This is a genomic window from Bradyrhizobium sp. sGM-13 (genome assembly GCF_018398875.1).
Lineage (GTDB): Bacteria > Pseudomonadota > Alphaproteobacteria > Rhizobiales > Xanthobacteraceae > Bradyrhizobium.
This window is the reverse complement of record NZ_JAGWDK010000008.1, coordinates 223,131-244,894: the sequence shown is the minus strand read 5'-3', so window position 1 is coordinate 244,894 and position 21,764 is coordinate 223,131. Positions and strand designations below refer to the sequence as shown.

At 61.0% G+C, this 21,764-nt stretch carries 9 protein-coding genes; 7 read left to right on the top strand and 2 right to left on the bottom strand.

Features of this window, described 5'->3' with window-relative positions:
• The first annotated feature begins 170 nt into the window (after positions 1 to 170).
• The 3 genes from KJQ96_RS14810 (at position 171) to KJQ96_RS14800 (ending at position 4,951) form a co-directional block, all read left to right on the top strand.
• On the top strand, positions 171 to 1,262 hold the full coding sequence (locus KJQ96_RS14810; RefSeq protein ID WP_213287309.1) for an efflux RND transporter periplasmic adaptor subunit: 1,092 nt from the start codon (positions 171 to 173) through the stop codon (positions 1,260 to 1,262).
• Positions 1,259 to 4,336, top strand: coding sequence for an efflux RND transporter permease subunit (locus tag KJQ96_RS14805; RefSeq protein ID WP_213287308.1), 3,078 nt, complete (start codon positions 1,259 to 1,261; stop codon positions 4,334 to 4,336). The genes KJQ96_RS14810 and KJQ96_RS14805 overlap by 4 nt, the downstream gene beginning before the upstream one ends.
• Positions 4,337 to 4,504: 168 nt before the next feature.
• On the top strand, positions 4,505 to 4,951 hold the full coding sequence (locus KJQ96_RS14800) for a hypothetical protein (RefSeq protein WP_249734064.1): 447 nt from the start codon (positions 4,505 to 4,507) through the stop codon (positions 4,949 to 4,951).
• Positions 4,952 to 5,586: 635 nt separating this feature from the next.
• Here KJQ96_RS14800 and KJQ96_RS14795 read toward each other — a convergent pair.
• Together KJQ96_RS14795 and KJQ96_RS14790 are read right to left on the bottom strand one after the other, a co-directional pair.
• Positions 5,587 to 7,008, bottom strand: coding sequence for an integrase arm-type DNA-binding domain-containing protein (locus KJQ96_RS14795; protein WP_213287307.1), 1,422 nt, complete (start codon positions 7,006 to 7,008; stop codon positions 5,587 to 5,589).
• 285 nt (positions 7,009 to 7,293) lie between these two features.
• Positions 7,294 to 7,791 carry an MATE family efflux transporter gene (locus KJQ96_RS14790; RefSeq protein WP_213287306.1) on the bottom strand — a complete coding sequence of 166 codons (498 nt, stop codon included), beginning with the start codon at positions 7,789 to 7,791 and terminating at the stop codon, positions 7,294 to 7,296.
• Positions 7,792 to 8,123: 332 nt separating this feature from the next.
• On the opposite strand from KJQ96_RS14790, the gene KJQ96_RS14785 reads away from it, so the two are divergent.
• The 4 genes from KJQ96_RS14785 (at position 8,124) to KJQ96_RS14770 (ending at position 21,629) form a co-directional block, all read left to right on the top strand.
• Positions 8,124 to 8,663: a CHAT domain-containing protein gene (locus tag KJQ96_RS14785; protein ID WP_309142418.1), complete on the top strand. Its 540-nt coding sequence runs from the start codon at positions 8,124 to 8,126 to the stop codon at positions 8,661 to 8,663.
• A gap of 332 nt (positions 8,664 to 8,995) precedes the next feature.
• Positions 8,996 to 18,454, top strand: coding sequence for a choice-of-anchor I family protein (locus tag KJQ96_RS14780; RefSeq protein WP_213287304.1), 9,459 nt, complete (start codon positions 8,996 to 8,998; stop codon positions 18,452 to 18,454).
• A 115-nt stretch (positions 18,455 to 18,569) separates the two neighbouring features.
• A complete protein-coding gene (locus KJQ96_RS14775; RefSeq protein WP_375293167.1) occupies positions 18,570 to 20,315 on the top strand; it encodes a type I secretion system permease/ATPase in 1,746 nt (581 codons plus the stop codon).
• 3 nt (positions 20,316 to 20,318) lie between these two features.
• Positions 20,319 to 21,629, top strand: coding sequence for an HlyD family type I secretion periplasmic adaptor subunit (locus tag KJQ96_RS14770; RefSeq protein ID WP_213287303.1), 1,311 nt, complete (start codon positions 20,319 to 20,321; stop codon positions 21,627 to 21,629).
• The last annotated feature ends 135 nt before the right edge of the window (positions 21,630 to 21,764 follow it).

Genomic DNA, 21,764 nt, shown 5'->3' with positions numbered 1-21,764 from the left:
TCCCGCCCAACCCAGCAACATTTCGACACAAATCAGCGCCCGCTGAGACAATCCGACACGAATTGTTCTACGCGAGCAAAGCTCTCGTTCTAACCCGATATCTGTCAGCCGATCGCCGACGCGAGAAACAAGACGTTCGGCTGACCGAAGAACGCAGAGGAAGGTGCAGAATGATTGCCATTACCGAACGCAGGCGCATGAGGATCGCTACCGTTGCAGCCTTCCTGTTTCTCCATTCCGCTGCCCATGGACAGGATACCTCCGCGGCAATGACGGTCATCGCCGCATCGGTAGAGAGATCTGAAGTCACCAGGAGTATTACCGCCACTGGAAACGTCGTCGCCTGGCGCGAGATATCGGTCAGCTCGGAGGTCGGCGGCCTGACCGTGACCGAGATCGCGGTCGATGAGGGTGACTTCGTCGTGAAGGGGCAGGTATTGGCACGCCTCACTCGGGATCTTACGGTCGCGGCACTATCGAAGCACAAGGCGGCAGTAGACGAACTGCAGGCGAGCCTTGCAATCGCCAGGTCGGACGCAACGCGGGCGCATTCCGTCTCATCAGGAGTGATCAGTGCGCAGGTGATCGAGCAGCGCGAGACGCTCGTCAAGACGACGGAAGCAAAGCTGAAGGCAGCACAGGCGCAGCTCGAGGACTCCGAAGCGCGGGACCGGCAGACCGTCATCGTCGCTCCCGCTGCAGGCATGATCGCATCCCGATCAGTGGCGATAGGCCAGGTGGTCCAAGCGGGAATCGAGATGTTCCGTCTCATTCAGGACAATCGCGTCGAGGTCGATGCCCGCGTGCTCGAGTCGGATCTGCTCGCCGCCAGGACCACGCAACCCGCAACCATTATCGGGCCTACCGGCATGCCTGAGCAGGGGGCTGTTCGAATCGTTGCGCCAATCGTCGATCCCAAGACCCGCTTGGGTACGGTCCGCATCGCACTGCCCGGCGACACGCAACTGAAGCCCGGCATGTTCGCGCGCGTGGAGATCGCGGTCGAGAACAAGCTCGCATTGACCGTTCCGCTCAAGGCGTTGGTCTGGCGTGACGCGAGGGCGCACGTGTTCAAGGTCGGACGCGACAATCTGGTGTCACTTACCGAAGTGGGGATCGGCTCAGGGGAAGCCGACAACGTGGAAGTCATACGGGGCCTGGATGCAGGCGATCGCATCGTGACCCAAGGCGCCGGCCTTCTCAACGACGGCGACGCAGTGAACGTCAAAACAGCGTCCGTGAGAAGTGACGCCGTACGATGAACAGGATTTCCAGTTGGGCAATCCGCAACCCCGTGCCGATCACGATCCTGTTCCTGTTGCTGACGCTGTCTGGCTTGGTCGCGTTCTCGAAGCTTCGGCTCAACAACATGCCCGATATGGACTTCCCGACGGTGACTGTCAGTGTTGCCTGGGCGGGAGCTGCGCCGACCGAGATCGAAACCCAGATTTCACGCTTTATCGAGAACAGCGTCGCCGGACTGGGGGCCGTCAATCGGACACGTTCGATCGTGAACGAGGGTCTCTCCATGACCACGGTCGAATTCGCGCTCGGAACAGATATCGATCGAGCAACGAACGACGTTCGGGATGCTGTCGTATCGATACGTTCAAAACTGCCTCAAGGCGCCCTCGATCCGACGATTCGGCGTGTCGAGGCGACGGGGCAGGCCATCCTCACATTCGTCGTCGATGCGCCGACGATGGCCCCCGACGATCTGAGCTGGTTCATCGACAACGACATAGCCAAGGCGGTGCTTGCGGTGCCGGGCGTATCCAGGATTTCAAGATCCGGCGGCGTCGATGCCGAGATTACGATCAAGCTCGACCCTGACCGGCTGATGGCGCTCGGCCTCACGGCCGTTGAGGTTTCCGATCTGATCAGGAACCAGAACATCAACCAGCCGGGTGGCCGTGTGACGCTCGGCGGAGCCGAACAAGCCATCCGCACTGTCGGGAGTGTCGTGGACGTTGCTCGCCTGAAGGAAACGCGCATCGCCTTCAGTGACGGACGAAGCGTCAAACTTTCCGAGCTCGGGAAGGTCGAGCGTTCCTGGGCGGAGCCGCGTCAAAGGGCGCGGCTGAACGAGCGAGAGGTGGTCGGTTTCAGTGTCTATCGGGCGGTCGGCACCGGCGAGTTTGCGGTAACTCGCGATGTCCGGAAGCGGATCGCGGAATTTGCCGCCGCCCGCCCCGGTGCGCACATTTTCGAAGTAACCTCATCGACTGACGCCGTCGTCGAGGGATATGACGCAGCTGTCGAAGCGCTTGCGTTGGGTGCGCTGCTGGCCGTTCTGGTCGTCTGGCTGTTCCTGCGGGATGTCCGCGCAACATTGATTTCCAGCGCGGCGCTGCCTCTGTCGCTGATCCCGACATTTGCCGTCATGTACGCGCTGAACCAATCTCTGAACAATATCACTTTGCTCGCGATCGCTCTGGTCGTCGGCATCCTCGTCGACGACGCTATCGTGGAAATCGAGAATATCGTCCGGCATATCCGGCAGTCCGGAAAAACCGTCTATGATGCCGCGATCGATGCGGCGGACGAAATCGGCCCGGCTGTCGTTGCGACGACATTCGCGATCATCGTGGTCTTCGCGCCCGTCGGACTGATGCCGGGCATTCCGGGCCAGTTCTTCAAGGCCTTCTCGATCGCCGTCTGCAGTTCAGTGTTCTTTTCCCTCGTCGTCGCGCGTCTTTTGACGCCTTTGATGGCAGCATACCTTCTGAAGGCAACCGGCAACGAGCACCGCGAGCCGGCATGGGTGCGGTACTATACCGGAACGTTGGGCTGGACCCTGCGCCATCGATGGATCACGATCTTCGCGGGCGTGGTGTTCTTCATAGCCTCGCTGTCGCTCGTTCCAACTCTTTCCACCGATTTCATGCCCGCGGCCGACCGCGGCCGCACGATACTCACGGTCGAATTGGAGTCGGGGGCGACGTTGCAAGATACGGATCTTGCGACACAAAAGGTTATCTTCTTGCTAGGTACGCGGCCTGAAGTGGCGTCCGTCTATTCGGCACTCGGAACAGAGACGTCGACGATGTCCGGACCGGGCGAGCTCTTGACGTCGGCCGGCGAGGTCAGAAGAGCGACGGTCACGGTCAACCTGGTCCCAAGGACCGAGCGAGATCTTTCGCAGCAAGCGTTCGAGGCTTCGATCGGACGGCAGTTAACGACGATTCCCGGCGTTCGGATACGTCTCGGGGAGGATGGATCCTCCGGCGCGAAGATACAGGTATCGTTATTGAGCGACGACCCGGTGGCGCTTGCCGACGCCGCGCGGGAACTGGCACAGGACATGCGCAGACTGCCCGGCTTTCATCGCGCGAGAGTGACAAGCAGCTTCGCAAGACCCGAGCTGCGGATCGTTCCCAAAATGGATAAAGCGGCCCTCCTTGGCGTCTCCACAACAACGCTCGCGAAAACCGTGAACATCGCCACCACAGGCGATATCGAGCAGAACCTCTCCAAGTTCAGCCTCGGCGCCAGACAGATACCGGTCCGTGTGTTGTTGAACGAAGATGCGCGCGCCGATCTTTCTCGCCTGTCCATCCTTCAAGTTCCGGCCTTCGAGAAGTCGGTGCCGTTATCGTCGGTTGCCGAGATCAACTTCGGTTCGGGACCCGTCCAGATCGAACGGACGGATCGCACCCGAAGCGAGACCGTAGAAGCGGAATTGAGCGGGCTGACGGTGGGGGAGGCCGAACGTCTGGTGGAGCCGTCGATCAGGCGATTGCCGAGAGGGGTAGTCTACAAACCGGCGGGCGACTCCGAACGCATGCAGGAGTTGTTCGATGGCTTCAAGCTTGCCATGGGTTCGGCCATCGTTCTGCTCTTCGTCGTTCTTGCCCTCCTGTTCAACGGATTCGTTCAACCCGTCACCATCCTGACCGCGCTCCCTCTGTCCATTGGTGGTGCGCTGGGTCTGCTCCTTCTGACACGAACGTCGATTTCGATGCCGGTGCTGATCGGCGTTCTGATGCTGATGGGGATCGCAGCAAAGAATTCGATCCTCCTGGTCGAATACGCGATCGTCGCCGGGCGCGATAGGGGGCTGAATCGTGTGGACGCCCTTCTGGATGCAGCCCGCAAGCGAGCTCGGCCGATCGTGATGACGACGATCGCGATGAGCGCGGGCATGCTGCCGATTGCACTCGGCATGGGAGCGGACGCCGAAAGGCGCGCACCCATGGCAATTGCCGTAATCGGAGGGCTGTTCAGTTCAACAGTCCTCAGTCTGGTGTACGTCCCTGCCTTTTTTTCGGTCATGGACGATCTACAGAGCTGGATCACCAAACGCCTTGGGAGGAGCAGCACGCAAATGGCTTGATGCAAGTCTCGTCCCCGCCAATCTTCGAGAACGGGCTTGCGCAATTCGCGTTCAGTGCCTGCCGGAAAGGGACAAAGGCTTCTCTGATCTCGATGCAACGAGGAAAGGATCAAGATCATGTTTAGGCAAGGGATGCTCATCTTGCGGACTCCGGGATGGCTGCTCTTGATGGCAATCGTAACCATCACACCGTCTCGCGCGCAGCAGAGCTTCGATAATCTGGCCGGCTCATGGTCGGGTGTGGGGTCGATGAAGCCCAAGGACGGGCCACGCGAACGCGTCCGCTGCAAGGTCGACTACGTCGTTAAGAACGAGGGACAGTCCGTGAAGATGAATGTCCGCTGCGCAAGCGATGCCTACAAGATGGAGCTGAGTGCCAACATTGACCAAAGGGGATCGGAGCTTTCGGGTAACTGGTTTGAAAGCGAGTACCGCCAGGGAGGCAAGATTTCGGGTCAAAATGTTGGTGATCTCATCGATGCGAAGATCGAGAGCGACACGATCACAGCGTTGCTGGCCGTTCGCACAAAAGGAAACCGCCAATCGTTCACCATGGAATCGCCGGGAGCGTGGGTTTCACAAGTCTCGATTGATCTTCTTCGAGATACTCCATGAATCGCCCGGAGAGTAGGGAATGGCTAGCTCGGGCGGTGAAGTGTCTTGCGGGCCGCGATCGTCTGCCGGCTTCCCCATGGCCTGAGCGTTCAGCGAGCAGTAGCGCCATTGGACCGATGCATCCAAATTGAGCCGGCCCGCAAAACTAGCCATCGACAGAAGGCTTGGGTACGATTTTCGTGGGTGCCCCTGTGTGTCCTCTCGATGTCGTGTACTACGAACCCGGCACATCTGCCTTCTGCTACGATCATGACCCTTCGCGGATCATCGAGTCACTCAAGAAGGTTGCCGCCGAAGCCAAGCTTGAGGAGCCCCATGAGATTTCGCCGCCCATCCGGGCCCATCCAATATCTTCCGTCCCATGGATAATATGTCTCCGGAGCAGTGCCACGGAGCTCTCAAAGAGGCGCCCCTATGCAGTCTTCTATGAGGGCAATGATTATGTAATGGCCCGACTGTCCGTCATTGTTGACCGTTGCGAAGGTCAGGAGTTCACTCCACTGACGAAATGATAGCGGGAGCGGCGCGCGATAAATTGCGTCATACGAACGATTGAATGAGATATCGTAGGTTTGGCCGGTGTGGTGAAAGGCGGTAGCCATCCACTACTCGAACCCCCGACACTGACAAGCAGCTCACCGCTGCATAGCCGCAGCATCACTGCGTTCGGGACGCTGTTTACGTTGCGCCTGAAACCGCGCTGTGTTTGTTGCTCTTTCCGTCTCGTGATCGGCTCGCACAATCTTGCAGCCTAGCGCAGCTCGCCGGGTTACACCAGGACCGAGCCAGCCTCGCAGAGCCTGATCTTCCATAAGCGAGCGTCCCAGGGCCGCAAATACTGTGCTGCTGATTGCTTGCTGCTGCCGGCGCAGGTGGTCTTGCAGAAGCTTGTGCCGAGTGATGTAGCCGGCATTTACACCTGGAATGGAGTGGTTCATTAGGAGCTTGGCATCAATCTCGGAAACACCGGCGACGGTCGCGATCGTCCGGAACGTTTGCCGAAGATCATTGCCCCATTTTGAGAGCTCATCTCGATCTTCCTTGGTTTCAGCGAGATGCCCAGAGGCGCTATCCGCCGGGAATATCCAGCCCGTCGCCTGCGATGGATACATCTCTCTACCGAAGCGAATTGCGCGTACAAGGCAGCGAATCATCTCTCGCGATAGCGGGATGTCAAATGCACGCTTGCTGCCGCCCTTCGGTTTAGGAACGTGCAATGTGCGCTTCCGAAAATCTACGTGGCCGGGCTTGATCTCCTGCAAGGCGGTTGGTCGAGAACCAGATAGCAACATCAACAGATGAAATTCACGACGTATAGGATTTTCCAAGGCAGCTAGCTGCAGGAACCAACCTTTCAAGTCACCCGCACCCATGCCGGTGTCGCGGCGCTTCTCCTCGTTCCAATCGACCGCATCTGCGGGATTGTCGGACGGCAGCTTCTTGTTTGTCTTTCGCGCATGTTTGTAGACCGCACGCAAGGTTCGCATGCTTCCATTAGCGATATAGGGTCCATTTTCCCTGGTAATGTCGTCATGCTTTTTCGCCACGCGAGCTGGGTCGGTCGCGAGATCATGCAAAGGTGTGTCCAGCCATTCCGCAAAGATGCGTTCCACATGATCGCGATAGCTACGGATAGTGCTCTCGCTCCGGGCTTTTCGCAATAGATGAGCGGCCAAATACCGTTGCCAGGCCAGCCTGAGTGTGATGTCTGCCGAGATAGCTGCCGTACCCTCGGCGCTATCGCTCGCGTCATTCACTCCGTGTTGCCGCGCCGCCTTCGGATGCAGCCCTCGACTGATTTGCGCTAGATACTCCTTGGCACTAGCGCGGGCCACCCGTGTGGACACGTCACGGGTGTCGCCGATCGATACCCGGATAGAGGAGGCGCGCTTACCTGCCTTTCTCAGATCGCCTTGGACTGCAAAAGTCCGCTTCCGCCTACCCACGACTACAAAGAAGCCCTTCAGATCGGTGTCGCGAGCTAGGTACCATCCATCCTCGGGGGTCGGTAACTGGGCGATCGCTTTGTCAGTGAGAGGAATTCGGATATCGGGCATCAGCAGCGTACAAGGCAACTCAAACGGTTTTTCAAACGGTTTTGGCGAACTGGGAAGTTGGCAGGTTTGCGTTCGCGGGACTGCGACGCTATGCGACAAGTGCCGATAAACAAAGGTCTTCTTTGATTGCGTCGCAGCCTAGCGCCCAGTTGGAAAGTCTGGCGAAGGGCCAATCTGGAACTCTTGAACAGCGGGTCCCAGGTTCGAGCCCTGGTGCGCCCACCAAGCCTTTCAGAGGCCTAGGGATCTCTCGCGACAGCCATTCAAGACCCTGCAGATGTGCGCTCATTGGTGGGGCCGATGCCGCCAAATCAAGCCATAGTAGATCACTAGAGCAAGCAACGCGGCAATGAAGCCGGCCGGGTAGCCGATCCAGATGCCGTCCAGCCCGAGCCAGCGAGAGGCCAGATACGCGATGGGCAGTTGGACCAGCCAGATCGCGGCAATCGGAATGCCGGCCGGCCACACCACCACGCCGGTCGACCGCATGACGCCCGCGAGCACGTTGCCGATTCCGAACAACAGGTAGCTCCAGAGCGCGATCAGCAGGGCGCGGCTGGCGATCGACAGCGTATCGGGGTCGGTTACGAGCCACGAAAGGACAATCTGCGGGAACAGGCAGATGACGCAGAGCACCGGCGCTCCAATCAGAACGTTCAGCACCGTCGCAATCCGCGTGATCGCTCCGCGCCGATCGCCTCGTCGCGCACCGATCGCCTGCGCCGCAAACGCCGTGGCGGCAAGCGCGACACCCTGCATCGGCGCAAGCAGATATCCGACCACCTGGTTGACGGCCCGTAAGCCGCCGTCGCGCTCGATCCGAAACCGTTAACGAGAAAGGCCACGGCCACTTCGGACAGCGAGGCCATCGCCATCTGGACACCAGCGGGAACGCCGATGGCCAAGAACGACCGGGCGATCGCCGGGTCGATCCGAACTCGGCGCAACAGCTCCCGGTCGAACGCCATAGGATGTCGCCGGACCGTAAGGTAGGCCATGAGTGCCGGAAGCGATATCGCGCAGGCTACGAGATTGGCCCACGGGGCGCTCGTCACCGCAAGCTTCGGCAGCCCGGACCACCCTTCAATCAGGGCCGGCGTCAGTAGCAGGCTGATATCAATGCACAAGGCCGTCGCCACGAACACAAGCCTGCACCGGATGCGGGCAATGACCGCGCGAAAGCGGACCTTTCGAAAGCGCCGTGGCTGGTCAAGCGATTTGCGACGACCGTCTTGCCCTCGGTCTCCAGCCTCGAGGCGCTGCGCCAGATCGCGCGGAAGAGTGCTGCATCGAAGCCGTTCCTCGGCTTCGGCAATCCCTTGCTCGACGGAGATGGCCGCAGCGATGTTGCGGTCGCGTGCGCCAGGCTGGCGCGCCAAATGCAGAATTGCGGAGCCATTGCGACGCAAACAAGCCAGATCGCGCAAAGAGGCTTGCGCACGGTCGCCGCGCTGTCCGGCGGCACCGCCGATATCGAGCAGCTCAAGCGCCAGATGCCATTGCCGGAAACCGCGCTCGAATTGTGCGCGGTGGCAGACAGTTTCGCGCCTGTGAAAGGCGAGGTCTATCTCGGCAATAACGCCACCGAGACGAAGATAAAGACGCTCGGTTGCCATCACCACCGGCGCCATCGATGCCATGAAGGGGCGTTCTGATGTTGGCCGCGCCGAGGCGCTTCGCCGCTCGATGTCGGCCTTGATCGCTAGGGGCGGCGAGAATGCGCAACCCGCCATCTGGGCGCCCTTTGTGCTCGTGGGGAACGGCATTCTTTAACATCGCTGCTACCAGGATAAAGCGGCAACGACGCGCTTCCGGCCGACACGCCGCAGAGTTCTGAGTGGGACAATGAAGAATGGTTAATAAACCGTCACCGCGCTGTAATTAACGCCAGCCTATATTCCCGCCGCTGTCACACAGCCCCTCTTTCAGTGCTGCACGAGCCGCCTCGTGCGGCCGCGGTCGGCTTTTGCCTTTTTGGAGATTGTCAATGGCTCTTGGTCCCGGTTCGATTGCTTTCGTTGGTTTCAATGCGGACGGAAATGACGGCCTCGCCTTTATTGTGATCGATCCGATCGTTGCCGGATCAGTCATCCGTTTCAGCGACAACGAGTGGAATGGTTTGGCAATCGAATCTGGCGGCGCCTTCAATGCGGGCGAGGGTGGTCTGACCTGGACCAATGGCGATAGCGATCTGGCCGCAGGGACGATTGTCGAACTTCTCAATACCTCCTCCGCCGCTACCCGCAGCGCCAACATTGGTACAATCTCCGGTGGAACGATCGCGCTCGGTAATTCCGATGAGTCGATCTATGCTTTTGTCGGGACCTCCGAGAGCGCCCCGACCACATTCCTGAGCGCGGTAACGAACGCAAACGGCGGCTTTAATTCCACTGCCAGTGGCTCGCTCGGCGGTACAGGGCTCGTCGCAGGCTCGACGGCCCTGGTGCTGCCCCGGACTGACGGCGCCGATGTCGCAGTTTACGATCCGACACTCGGCGGAGCATCTTTCGCGTCACGTGCCGCTGCCCTCGCGGCTTTCAATACGACTGCCAATTCTGTCGCGCAAAGCGGCAGCGGCGATCAGAGCGCTGATGGCGTCGCGCCTGACGCGCCATTCCTCACGGCTCCGCAGTCTCCAATCTCGGGTGTGACTTTCACTGTTCAGCCAGGCACTCCGTCGCAAACGGTGGCTTTCGCCGCCGGTTCGGTCTCCGTCGCCCACGCTGAAGGTAACGCCGGAACGACGACCTTCACCTTCACGGTAGAGCGCACCGGCGGCACCACCGGTGACGTCAACTTTAGCGGCCAACTGACCTCGGCAGCGGCCGATGCCACCGACTTCAATGGCGCTGCTGCAGTGCCCTTCGCCTTCAGCGGGACAATACCGGCCGGACAGGCTTCGGTGCTCGTCACTGTCGAGGTCAACGGCGACGTGACGGTCGAGCCGGACGAAACATTCACGCTGACGCTGCAGGCTGCGACCAACAATAACGCGGCGGTTTCGATCTCGCTTGGCGCGCAGACCACCGCTACTGGAACGATCCAGAACGACGACGCACCCGCGGGCAACGTGATCGGCGGCATCACGGTCCTCGACCAGGCGCAGTCATTGGAAGGGTCGGCCACGACCCCAAACGCCACCAATGAAGTGCGGCTCGTTCGGCTCGATAATTTCGCGCCGGCCGCGGGCACTAATGCCGAAGTTGTCTCGTTCGATCCGTCAACCGGTCGCGCCTATGTACTCAACACCGTAGGCAACGCGATTGACATCGTGGCCATCAGTGCAAGCGGCACGGTGAGCCTTGTTTCCTCGATCGATTTGGCCGCCCTTAATGGTTTCGGCGGGGCTAACTCGGTTGCGATCAAGAACGGCGTTCTCGCCGTGGCTTACGCCAGTGACCTGCCCGGCACCAATGGATTCGTCGCCCTTTTCGATCCGAACGGCACGCTGATCAAGACCGTCGAAGTCGGCGCCGGCCCGGACCAGCTCGTGTTTACCGCGGATGGCTCGAAACTGTTGGTTGCGGACGAAGGCGAGCCGGTCTCGATATCGCTCCCCGATGGCAGCTCGCAGGTGGTAAACCCGGAGGGCGGCGTTTCCATCATCAGCCTTTCGGGCGGCGCCGCCAACGCAGCGGTAGCCAACACGATATCGTTCGAGGGCCTCGACGGTTTCGAGGCGGTCCTCAAGCAGGCAGGTGTCGCGCTCTTCAACGGCCAACCGGCATCCGCCGACATCGAGCCGGAATACATCTCGGTTTCGCCGGACGGAAGCCGCGCCTATGTGACGTTGCAGGAAGTCAACGCGGTCGCGGTGATTGATCTCACTGATGCCGCCGCATCCAAACCGCTTGCGATCCTGCCGCTTGGCGGCGTCGATCGCAGCCTGGCCGGCAACGCCTTTGACGGCGCCGATCGTGGTGGAATCAATCTTCAGAACGCCGATGTGATCGGTCTGCTTCAGCCGGATGCGATCGCGACCTTTGAAGTCGGTGGCGTGACATATTTCGTCACTGCCAACGAGGGCGATGCGCGAGCAGAACCCGACGACGAGTCCAACCTTGCGAACGTGACGCTTGATCACGTCGCCTATCCGAATGCGGCGGCACTCCAGGACAACACCACCGGCCTTGGCCGGCTTCGGGTCCGTTCGGACCTCGGCGATACTGATGACGATGGCGACATCGATCAGGTGTACGCTTATGGCGGCCGTGGCATTTCGATCTTCAAGCAGAATGCCGACGGTACGATCACAAAGGTCCGCGAAACTGGCGGCGAGTTCGAGGCGATCATTGCGCGCGACTTTGCCACACGCTTCAACGTCGATACGGCCGAAGGTGGTGGAAGTGGAGCCACCGACAATCGTTCCGACAACAAAGGTCCCGAGCCGGAAGGCGTCGATGTCGGCGTCATCAATGGGCGTACCTACGCCTTCGTCGGCCTCGAGCGTGTCGGCGGCGTCATGGTCTATGACATCACCGATCCGGCCAACGCCTCGTATGTCGGCTACCAACCACCGCTCGCCGGCGAGGGCAATGCGCCCGAACTGACGAAGTTCATCAGCGCCGCGGATAGCCCGACCGGTACGGCGCTCGTGCTTACCGCCAACGAAGGCAACTCAAGCGCCGGATATGCGGGCGCGGGGCTGACCGTCTACGCGGCCTTGCCGCAGAACTACACCCAGGAAATTCGGATCGCGTCGTCCTCGACCAGCGTGTCGCACGCGGAAGGAGACACCGGCACCACCGCGTTCACCTTTACCATCGAGCGCACCAATGGCACTATCGGTTCGGTCGATGTGACGCTGCAATTGGCGGCGGGTGCGAGCAACGGCGCCAACGCGCAGGACTTCGCGGGTGTCATGAACCTGCCGAGCAACGTCACGGTCACCATTCCGGCCGGCCAGACGTCGGCTACCGTGACGATTAACGTAGCTGGCGATTCCGCGTTTGAAGCCAACGAGAGCTTCACGGCGACCATCACCAATGCGACGACGGCGCAGCAGGGCGTCACCGCTGCGGTCAGCACCACGCAAGCGGTTGCGACCGGCACGATCCAGAACGACGATGCGATGCATATTTACGAAGTTCAGGGCGCGGGGCATCGCTCGGAGCATGTCGGCCAGCAGGTGACCGTGCGCGGCATCGTCACCGCTATTGACGCGTCCGGCACCGAGAACGGCGGCAACAACCCGGTCGGCTATTACATTCAGGACGCGGTTGGCGATGGCGACTACCGGACCTCGGATGCCGTCTTCGTTTTCTTAGGCACTGGGGCCAACGTCACGATCCCAAGCGGCATCGTCGTCGGCGCGGAAGTGCAATTGACGGCAACCGTCAACGAGTTCGCCAGCACGAACCAACTGTCGGTCACGCAGCTCAATCCAGTGGCAGGAACCACGAGCGTGCTGTCCACCGGCAATGCTCTGCCGACGGCTGTGCGGATCGGCGATGTCGACAACCTCGCGACCGGTCTTGAGCGCAAGCCGGCCATGGTGTCGCTCGGCGACGATGATGTCGATACCGCTCCCCCGGCCGGCACCTACGATCCGGTAAATCAGGGATCGGATTTCTGGGAATCGCTGGAAGGCATGCGCGTCACACTCGAAGATGTGCGCGTTACCAGTCCCTTCCACTCGAATTTTGACGAGCAGTTCGTGACGCCGAACGTCGGCGTTAATCCTTCGGAGAATTCCCGTGGCGGCCTGACGATCAGCGACACGACGCCCGGAACCATTCAGCCTGCTGACAAGGTGTTCGACTTCAATCCGGAGCGGATTCAGTTGGATGACGAGGCCGGCGTCGCGCTACCGACCAATCTTCAGACCGGAGATCGCCTGGGCGATGTGACCGGCGTCGTCAATTACGCGAATGGTCAGTATGAGGTGAACACGACCGAGGCCTATGGCCCGGTTACGGCCGCGAACCTGCAAAAGGAAACCACAACCATCGTGGAGAATCTGGACCGGATTCGCGTTGCGACCTTCAACGTCGAGAACCTGGCGCCGATTGGCCAACCGGTAGATGGCGTGCCGACGCCGGTAAGCAAGTTCGCCGGCCTCGCGGACGCCGTTGTCAACAATCTCAAAGCACCCGAGATCATTGCGCTCCAGGAGGTGCTGGACAATGATGGGGCTAACAGCTCGAGCGTCACGAGCGCTTCGCTGACCCTGTCGCAGCTCATCGACGCGATTGTTGCGGCCGGTGGACCGCGCTACGTGGCTATCGACTCGCCGCCGATCGACAACATTGGCGGTATCCCGAACGGAAATCAGCGGGTTGCTTATCTGTACAACCCGGAGGCGGTTTCGCCGACCGCGCGCAATGGCCTGACCGACATTGTCAGCGACGCTGATGGGGTGAAGGTGCAGCAGTTCGCGAGCGCCAACCAGATCGGACAGGGCAATACCGACTTTGCCGCCACGCGCAAGTCGCTGCCGATGGAATGGTCGCCCGTGGGCTATACCGACGAGCAGGGCGGCACGTTCTGGACGGTCAACAACCATCTCTCCTCAAAGGGCGGTTCAGCTCCGCTTTACACCACCTTGCTGGACTTGCCGCTCTATGCCGATCCGATCAACGGGTCTTCGCAACAAACCGGCACGTCGAACGAGCGTGAGGGGCAGGCCGAAACGATCAATGCGTTTGTCGACGGCCTGCTGGCCAACGGGTCGGCGACCGACGACCGTATTGTCGTGTTGGGCGATCTGAACGATTTTCAGTTCTTCCCGGTCGTTGATATCATCACCGGCCACTTGACCCGCACCACCGCCAACCCGGATGGGACCGCCAGCATTTTCGCGGCCGGAAATCCGGTGCTTGCGGAGCTGATCAGCAAGCTTCCCGAGAACGAACGTTATTCCTACAACTTCGACGGCAACGCACAGGCGTTGGATCACATCCTGGTTTCGAACAACCTGTTCGACAGCGCGCAGTTCGATATCGTGCACATGAATTCGGAGTTTATTGACCAGCTCTCCGATCACGATCCATCGGTATCGTCGCTCGTGATGTCCCGTTCGGCCGCGATCGCCACCGCAGGCAACGACGTATTCGACCAGGCCGCTTACACCGCGAAGTTTGGTGCGCGAGGCAGTCTCGCCGGTGATGACACGATCAACGGCCTCGGCGGCGATGACCGCATTGCCGGTGGTGCGGGCAATGACGTCATCGATGGCGGCACCAGCGGCGTCGCCGGCGACGTTGCGGTGTTCACCGGTGCACGCAGCAATTACACGGTCACTGTCCAGGGCGGTTCGTTTGTCATTTCTGACAACCGCACCGGCTCTTCGGACGGCAATGACACTGTAACAAACGTCGAGAGGTTCGAGTTTGCGGACCGGACGCTCACGGCCGCCGAGTTGACCGATGCAACGGGCCCCACGCTTACCGCTGCGACGCCGGCGGACAATGCGACCGCGGTCGCGGCCGGAAACAACATTGTCCTGACCTTCGACGAAGCAGTCATGGCGGGCACCGGAAATATCGTCATCAGCAACGGAGCGGGCGACACGCGGACGATCGCGATCAACGATGCCTCGCAGGTCACGATCTCCGGCAACACCGTCACCATCAACCCGACCACTGATCTGGCAGCCGGATCCACCTACGACGTCACGCTGGCGTCGGGCGTGATTACCGACGTTGCGGGCAACGCGTTCGGCGGCATCGCACAGGATGCTCTCGACTTCACCGTCGCGGCACCGCAGACCTACAAGCTGCAGATCCTGCATGCGTCCGACTTCGAGGCAGGTCTGAAGGCGATCGACGACGCGCCGCGCTTCGCGGCCATCGTAGACCGGCTCGAGGATACGTTCGCCAACTCGATCACGCTGGCATCGGGCGACAACTACATTCCGAGCCCGTTCTTCAATGCCGCCAGCGATCCAGCATTGGCCTCGTTCTTCCCGCCGAGCATCGGCCGCGCCGATATCCGCATCCTGAACTCGATCGGCATCGAGGCGTCCGTCATCGGCAACCACGAGTTCGATCCGGGCCCACGCGATGTGCAGAATCTCATCCGCCCCGTCGCGGATCCCGATGGCGCCGGCCCGCTTGGCGGCTACGAAGGAACACAATTTGCCTATCTCGCCGCCAACCTGAATTTTGCCGGCGAGCCGGATTTGGCGCCCAACGCCCAGACCACGCCGCTGACCGAGGCGACGTTCGGCGTCGGTGCAAGCGGCGGGCGTCGGATCGCGCCGTCCACCATTTTCGAGGAGAACGGCGAGAAGATCGGCGTGGTCGGCGTCACCACTCCGGTGTTCGAAGACATCACGACGCCGGGCGGCGTCCGGATCGTCGGCCCGCGTACGCTGGAAACCGATGCCGACTTCATCGCGCTTGCCGCGGTCATCCAGCCGGCGATCGATGCCGTTATCGCCCAGGGCGTGAACAAGGTCATAATAGTTTCGCAATTACAGGAGCTGGAGAACGAACAGAAGCTCATCACCTTCCTGAAGGGCGTCGACGTGGTAATCGGCGGCGGCTCGAATACGCTTCTCTCCGATAGCAACGACGTTCTCCGTCCAGGCGATGTCAGCGAGGGTGAATACGCGCAGATCATTACCAATGCCGAAGGCAAGAACACGGTTCTCGTCAACACCGACGGCAACTATAAGTACGTCGGCCGGCTGGTGCTCGAGTTCGATGCCAACGGCGACATCATTCCAGCCAGCCTCGATCCCAACATCAATGGCGCCTATGCAACTGACGATGCGGGTCTGGCGCGGGTCTATGAAGGCTCCGGCATCGATCCCTTCGCCGAGGGGTCGCGCGGCGACGCCGTGCGCGATATCACCACCGTGATTGACGGCATCATCACGCAGAAGGATGCTGTCACCTTTGGCCGTACCGACGTCTACCTTGAGGGCCGACGTGGCGAGGTGCGCGCTCAGGAAACCAATCTCGGTAACCTCTCCGCCGATGCCAACCTGTGGTACGCCAAGTCCGGCTACGACAGCACCGTTCAGATCTCGATCAAGAACGGCGGTGGCATCCGTGACTCGATCGGCTCGATCAGCTCCGAGGGCGACGGCGCGGAACTGCCGCCTGCTGCGAATCCGGAGGTTGGCAAGGAAGCCGGCGAGGTCAGCCAGCTCGACATCGAGAACTCGCTGCGCTTCAACAACGCGCTCAGCCTCGTCACGTTGACGCCGCAGCAACTGCTTGAAGCTTTGGAAAACGGTGTTTCCAACCCGGGCGGCATCTTCGCCCAGGTCGGCGGCCTCCGGTTCAGCTATGATCTGAGCCGCCCTGCCGGGGATCGGGTTCGCTCGGTCACCCTGGTCGACGAAAATGAGCACGTGATCGCGGTCATTGTCGCCGACGGTGAGGTGGTTGCGGATGCGCCGGCGGCGATCCGCATGGTGACGCTGAGCTTCCTGATCGGTGGGGCTAACCCCAACGCTCCGGGCGGGTTCAACCGGCCTGACGGCTTCCGGTTCGCTGAGTACATCGCGGCCAACCCGGCGTTTGCCAATCGTGTCGACCTGTCTCCGGACAATTTGCCGGCAGACGACGTGGCAGCCCGCACCGGCGATGCCAACTTCACCGATGACGGCTTCGAGCAGGATGCGCTGGCCGAGTATCTCGCGGCGAACTTCTCGGTTACTCCGTACGCGCAGGCGGATACGGCTCCGGCCCAGGATCAGCGTATCCAGAATCTGGTTGCAAACGGCGGTAACGACACCGTTCTGCCGATCATGGGAACCGACGGTGAGGATGACCTCTCCGGCACCGCCGCAAAGGACTCGATCTTTGCCAAGGATGGCGACGATCGCGTCCGCAGCCTCGGCGGCGACGATCTCGTGCTCGGCGGCGGCGGTGATGATGTCATCGAAGGCGGCGACGGCAACGACCGTGTCCAGGGCGGCGAGGGCAACGACTTCGTCTTCGGCGACGCAGGAAACGATACCGTGGTGGGCGATGCCGGCGACGACCGCCTGCGCGGCAATGACGGTAACGACATGCTGATCGGCGGCGTTGGCAACGATAACCTCAACGGCGGAGCGGGCTCGGATGCCTATGCCTACAAGCTGGGCGACGGCTCTGATATCATTACCGAAGCGGCCAACACGCCGGCCGATACCGATACGCTGGCGCTGGTTGATCTCAATGCTGCGAACGTCACGTTCCGCCGGTTTGGCAACGACACCCTGATCGAGCTGTCCAACGGCAGCGTGATCACCTTGAAGGATCAGCGGATTGGCGGTGGCGTCGAAAAGGTGACCTTCGCCAACGGCCAGGAGCTCGATCGCAACGGCATCAACGGCGCGATCGTCAATCGCGGCCCGGTGGCTGTCGACGACACGGCAGCGGCGGTAGCGGAAGATGCCGCGGCTTTCGTCATCCCGTTTGCCGACATTCTCGGCAACGACACCGATGCCGATCTTGACGCGCTCTCGATCACGGCGCTCGCCAACATCGTGGGCGGCACGGCTGAGATCGTGGCCGGTGGCATCCGATTCACGCCGGCCGCCAACTTCAACGGACCCGCCTCGTTCGAGTATACCCTTAGCGACGGCAACGGCGGCTCGGATATTGGCAAGGTCAGCTTCACGGTAGCCGCGGTGAACGATGCGCCGGTCACGGCGGCGGACGCCGGCAGTGCGGGTGAGAACGAAGCCAAATCGTTTGATCTTCTGGCCAACGACACCGACGTCGAGGGCAACCTGCCGCTCAGCCTAGCGGCTTTCGAGGTCATTGGCGTTGACGGCATCAACCTGACCAACGCACAGGCGCAGTCAGCGTTTTCGATTGCTCCGGACGGCCGACTGCAGTTCACCCCGGGCAATCTGTTCGACGGCCTGAACGACGGACAGAATGCCACGGTCTCGATCCGCTATACGGCCGCCGACAATCTGAACGCCCAGTCGACTGGTACGTTCACGTTGACGGTCACGGGCGAAACCGATGCCAACGTGATCAATGGAACCAACGGCACGAACCTTCTGCTCGGAACCGACGGCGTCGATTTGATCAATGCACGCGGCGGCGTCGACTTTGTTCTCGCCCAGGGCGGCAATGACGTCGTGCATGGGGGCGAGGGCAAGGACTACGTGTTCGGCGGCACCGGTAATGACACCCTTAACGGCAATGGCGGCCGCGACAACCTGCTCGGCGAAGACGGCGATGACATTCTGAATGGCGGAGGAGGCAACGATCTGCTTAACGGCGGCTCGGGTCGCGACACCTTCGTGTTCCAGTTCAGCAGTGACGGGGCCGGGCGCGACACCGTGTTCGACTTCCGTGCGGGCTCTGGTCCGGACCATGACGTCGTTCAGCTCGATCAGTCGAAGTTTGCGGACTTCAACGCGCTGATGGCTTCCAGTGCGTTGCACGACACGCAGATCGGCGTCCAGATTAGCTACGATGACGGCTCGAGCATCACTCTGGTCGGGGTCAACAAGGCAAGTTTGACGGTGGATGATTTCAAGTTCGCCTGACGACCATCTCGGATTGTTCATGTGGAAGGGGGGCGCATGCGCCCCCCAACTTCTGTTGTCAGATATCTGTAACAATTCTCGGATACCGCCAAAGTCGGATGAGTGAGTGTAGCCATTGACAACGGGTCGGCAGAAATCCGGGGGAGCCCGTGGGGAGCTGGATTCTGCGCTCGCGCAGTATCGCTCGGCCTTCTTTGCCATCGCCGGGTTTAGCGCAATCCTCAATATTCTGGCGCTGACAGGCTCACTGTTCATGATGGAGGTCTATGACCGGGTTCTGCCGAGCCGGAGCGTGCCGACGCTGGTTGGCCTGCTTGTGCTGGCGCTGACTCTCTACGTTTTCCAGGGATTGATGGATGCCCTGCGTGGCAGGCTGCTGGTTCGGATCGGCATCCGGCTCGATCAGGAAATGTCGGATCGCGTCTATGCAACGGTGATGCGCTTGCCGATCCAGGCGCCGAAGCGTGGCGAGTCGATCCAGCCGCTGCGCGATCTGGACACGGTGCGTGCCTATCTGTCGGGTCCCGGGCCAACGGCATTCTTCGATCTCCCCTGGGTGCCGCTCTATCTCGCGGTGTGCTTTGCCTTTCATTTCTGGATTGGCGTCACGGTGCTGGCGGGCGCGCTGATACTGGTTTCGTTGACGCTGCTGTCGGAGCTGCTGGCAAAGCAGTCGGCGCTCGACGCCAATCGCATCGGTAACGAACGCGCGCGACTGGCGGAAACAAGCCGTCGAAATGCCGAAGCCTTGACCGCGCTCGGCATGGGCAGGTGGATCTCTGGTCGCTGGCAGTCATTGAACAGAAAATTCCTGTCCGGGCACGCCAAAACAAGCGATCTCGCCGCGGGCCTTGGCGCAACGGGGCGGTCGTTTCGGATGATGCTGCAGTCGGGCGTGCTTGCGGTCGGCGCCTACCTTGTGATCAATCAAGAGGCCACTGCCGGCGTCATCATTGCGTCCTCGATACTTTCGGCGCGGGCGCTCGCACCGGTCGACCTCGCGATTGCCCACTGGCGCAGCTTCGTCGGCGCCAGGCAGGCCCGCGAGCGCCTGAACAAGCTGCTCGTGCTGTTGCCGGAACTGAGAACACCGACGTCGCTGCCCAGACCGCAACGCGGGCTAGCGGTCGAGAATGTTAGTGCGGCGCCGCCGGACGTTCAGCGGGCGGTCGTGCACGAGGTGACTTTTTCCCTTAAGGCCGGCAACGGGCTCGGAATAATCGGTCCCAGTGCCTCGGGAAAATCCTCGCTTGCCCGGGTTCTGGTCGGTCTGTGGACACCGGCGCGCGGTACTGTCCGCCTCGACGGCGCGACGCTGGACCAATGGGTTCCGGATGATCTCGGACCGCACATTGGCTATCTGCCGCAGGACGTGGAGCTCATTGCGGGAACAGTTGCAGAAAACATTTCGCGGTTTGACCCCAACGCCACGTCGGAGGCCATCATCGCTGCTGCGAAAGCTGCAGGGGTCCATGAACTCGTGCTTGCGCTGCCGCTGGGTTATGACACCGAAATCGGCGAGCAGGGCTCATCGCTGTCGGCTGGGCAGCAACAGCGCATCGCGCTGGCGCGAGCGCTTTATGGGGATCCATTCCTGGTCGTCCTCGACGAGCCGAATTCCAATCTGGACATCGAAGGGGACGAGGCGTTGACGCAGGCGATCCTCGGTGCCCGGGCACGTGGAGCGATCGTTGTCGTGGTGGCGCACCGGCCTAGCGCGCTGTCCGGAGTCGATCATGTGCTCGCGCTGAACGGTGGACGCCAGCAGGCATTTGGCCCCAAAGACGAGGTGCTTGCCAAGGTGCTGCGGCGCGATGCCGTTGTTAGCACGCCCAAGGTCGTCCAGGCCGTTCAAGGATGAACAATGCCCGATACGGAATTAATTGACGCGCGTCCGTCGATCAGACGGCATATCGTCTTTGGCCTGGCTGCCGTCATGCTCGTTGCCGGCGGCATTGGTGGATGGGCGGCAACCACCGAAATCGCAGGCGCCTTGATCGCGCCCGGAAGTGTTGTCGTGGAGTCCAACGCAAAGAAGGTTCAACACCCGACCGGCGGCGTCGTTGGCGAAATCGCAGTGACCAACGGGATGAGCGTAACGGCCGGCGATATCCTGGTCCGTCTCGACGAAACCATGACGCGGGCAAATCTGCAGATCGTTTCGAGGGCCCTTGACGAGATGACGTCGCGGCGCGCGCGATTGCGGGCCGAACGTGATGGTGCATCGGAAGTGTCATGGCCGGCTGCGTTCAAAAGCCGCCGGCAGGATGAAACTATCATCGAATTGATGGCGGATGAGCAGCGTCTGTTCGAATTGCGCAGCAGCACCAGGCATGGTCAAAAACGCCAGCTCCGCGAGCGCATCGCTCAGCTTGACGAGGAAGCCAACGGGATTATCGCTCAGCAGGCGGCGAAATCGCAGGAACTGGCTTTGGTGAGCCAGGAACTGGAGGGGGTGCGGCAACTCTGGTCAAAGAATCTGATCCAGATCAATCGGCTGACGGCGCTCGAGCGCGATGCGGCGAGGCTCGAAGGCGAGCGCGCGCAATTGATCGCGGCGGCGGCGCAGGGACGAGGGAAGATGGCCGAGATCGAACTTCAGATCACCCAAATCGACCGCGAACTGGCGAGCGAGGTTGGCCGCGAACTGCGCGAGATCGATGGAAAGGCCAACGAGTACATGGAGCGGAAGGTCGCTGCTGAAGATCAGTTGCGGCGGATCGACATCCGCGCCCCGATCTCGGGCACGGTTCACGAATTGAACGTTCACACCGTCGGCGGCGTCATCAGCGCAGGAGAACAACTGATGCTGATTGTGCCGGCGACCGATCGTTTGACGGTAGAGGCGAGGATCGCGCCACAAGATATCGACCAGGTGCGTGTCGGCCAGCTCGCATTTCTTCGGTTCTCTGCATTCAGCCAGCGCACCACGCCGGAAATAAATGGCACCGTCAGCCGCGTATCTGCCGATGTTACGACCGAACCCCGCACGGGTGCCACGTACTATACGGCGAGAATTGCAATCGAGCCGGCGGAAATTAGCCGGCTGGGCGATGTCAAGATGGTGCCGGGAATGCCGGTTGAGGCGTTCATCAAAACGAACGATCGAACCGTTGGATCCTATCTTACAAAACCGCTCTATGACCAGGTTGCGCGTGCATTTCGCGAGCGTTAGAGACACGTCAACGTCTGTGCCGGGGCGATCGAAGCCGCGGCATGCTGCGAGAGCCTTACCAAATACATTGCGGACTTTGCTGACGCGAAGCTGACCAACCTCGTCAACGAGGTGCGTGCTCGCGAAAAAATCTGT

Bases quoted from the DNA above. Each gene is read 5' to 3' on its own strand.
- KJQ96_RS14810 (WP_213287309.1), top strand. From the start codon at position 171: ATGATTGCCATTACCGAACGCAGGCGCATGAGGATCGCTACCGTTGCA.
- KJQ96_RS14805 (WP_213287308.1), top strand. From the start codon at position 1,259: ATGAACAGGATTTCCAGTTGGGCAATCCGCAACCCCGTGCCGATCACG.
- KJQ96_RS14800 (WP_249734064.1), top strand. From the start codon at position 4,505: ATGGCAATCGTAACCATCACACCGTCTCGCGCGCAGCAGAGCTTCGAT.
- KJQ96_RS14795 (WP_213287307.1), bottom strand. From the start codon at position 7,008: ATGCCCGATATCCGAATTCCTCTCACTGACAAAGCGATCGCCCAGTTA.
- KJQ96_RS14780 (WP_213287304.1), top strand. From the start codon at position 8,996: ATGGCTCTTGGTCCCGGTTCGATTGCTTTCGTTGGTTTCAATGCGGAC.
- KJQ96_RS14770 (WP_213287303.1), top strand. From the start codon at position 20,319: ATGCCCGATACGGAATTAATTGACGCGCGTCCGTCGATCAGACGGCAT.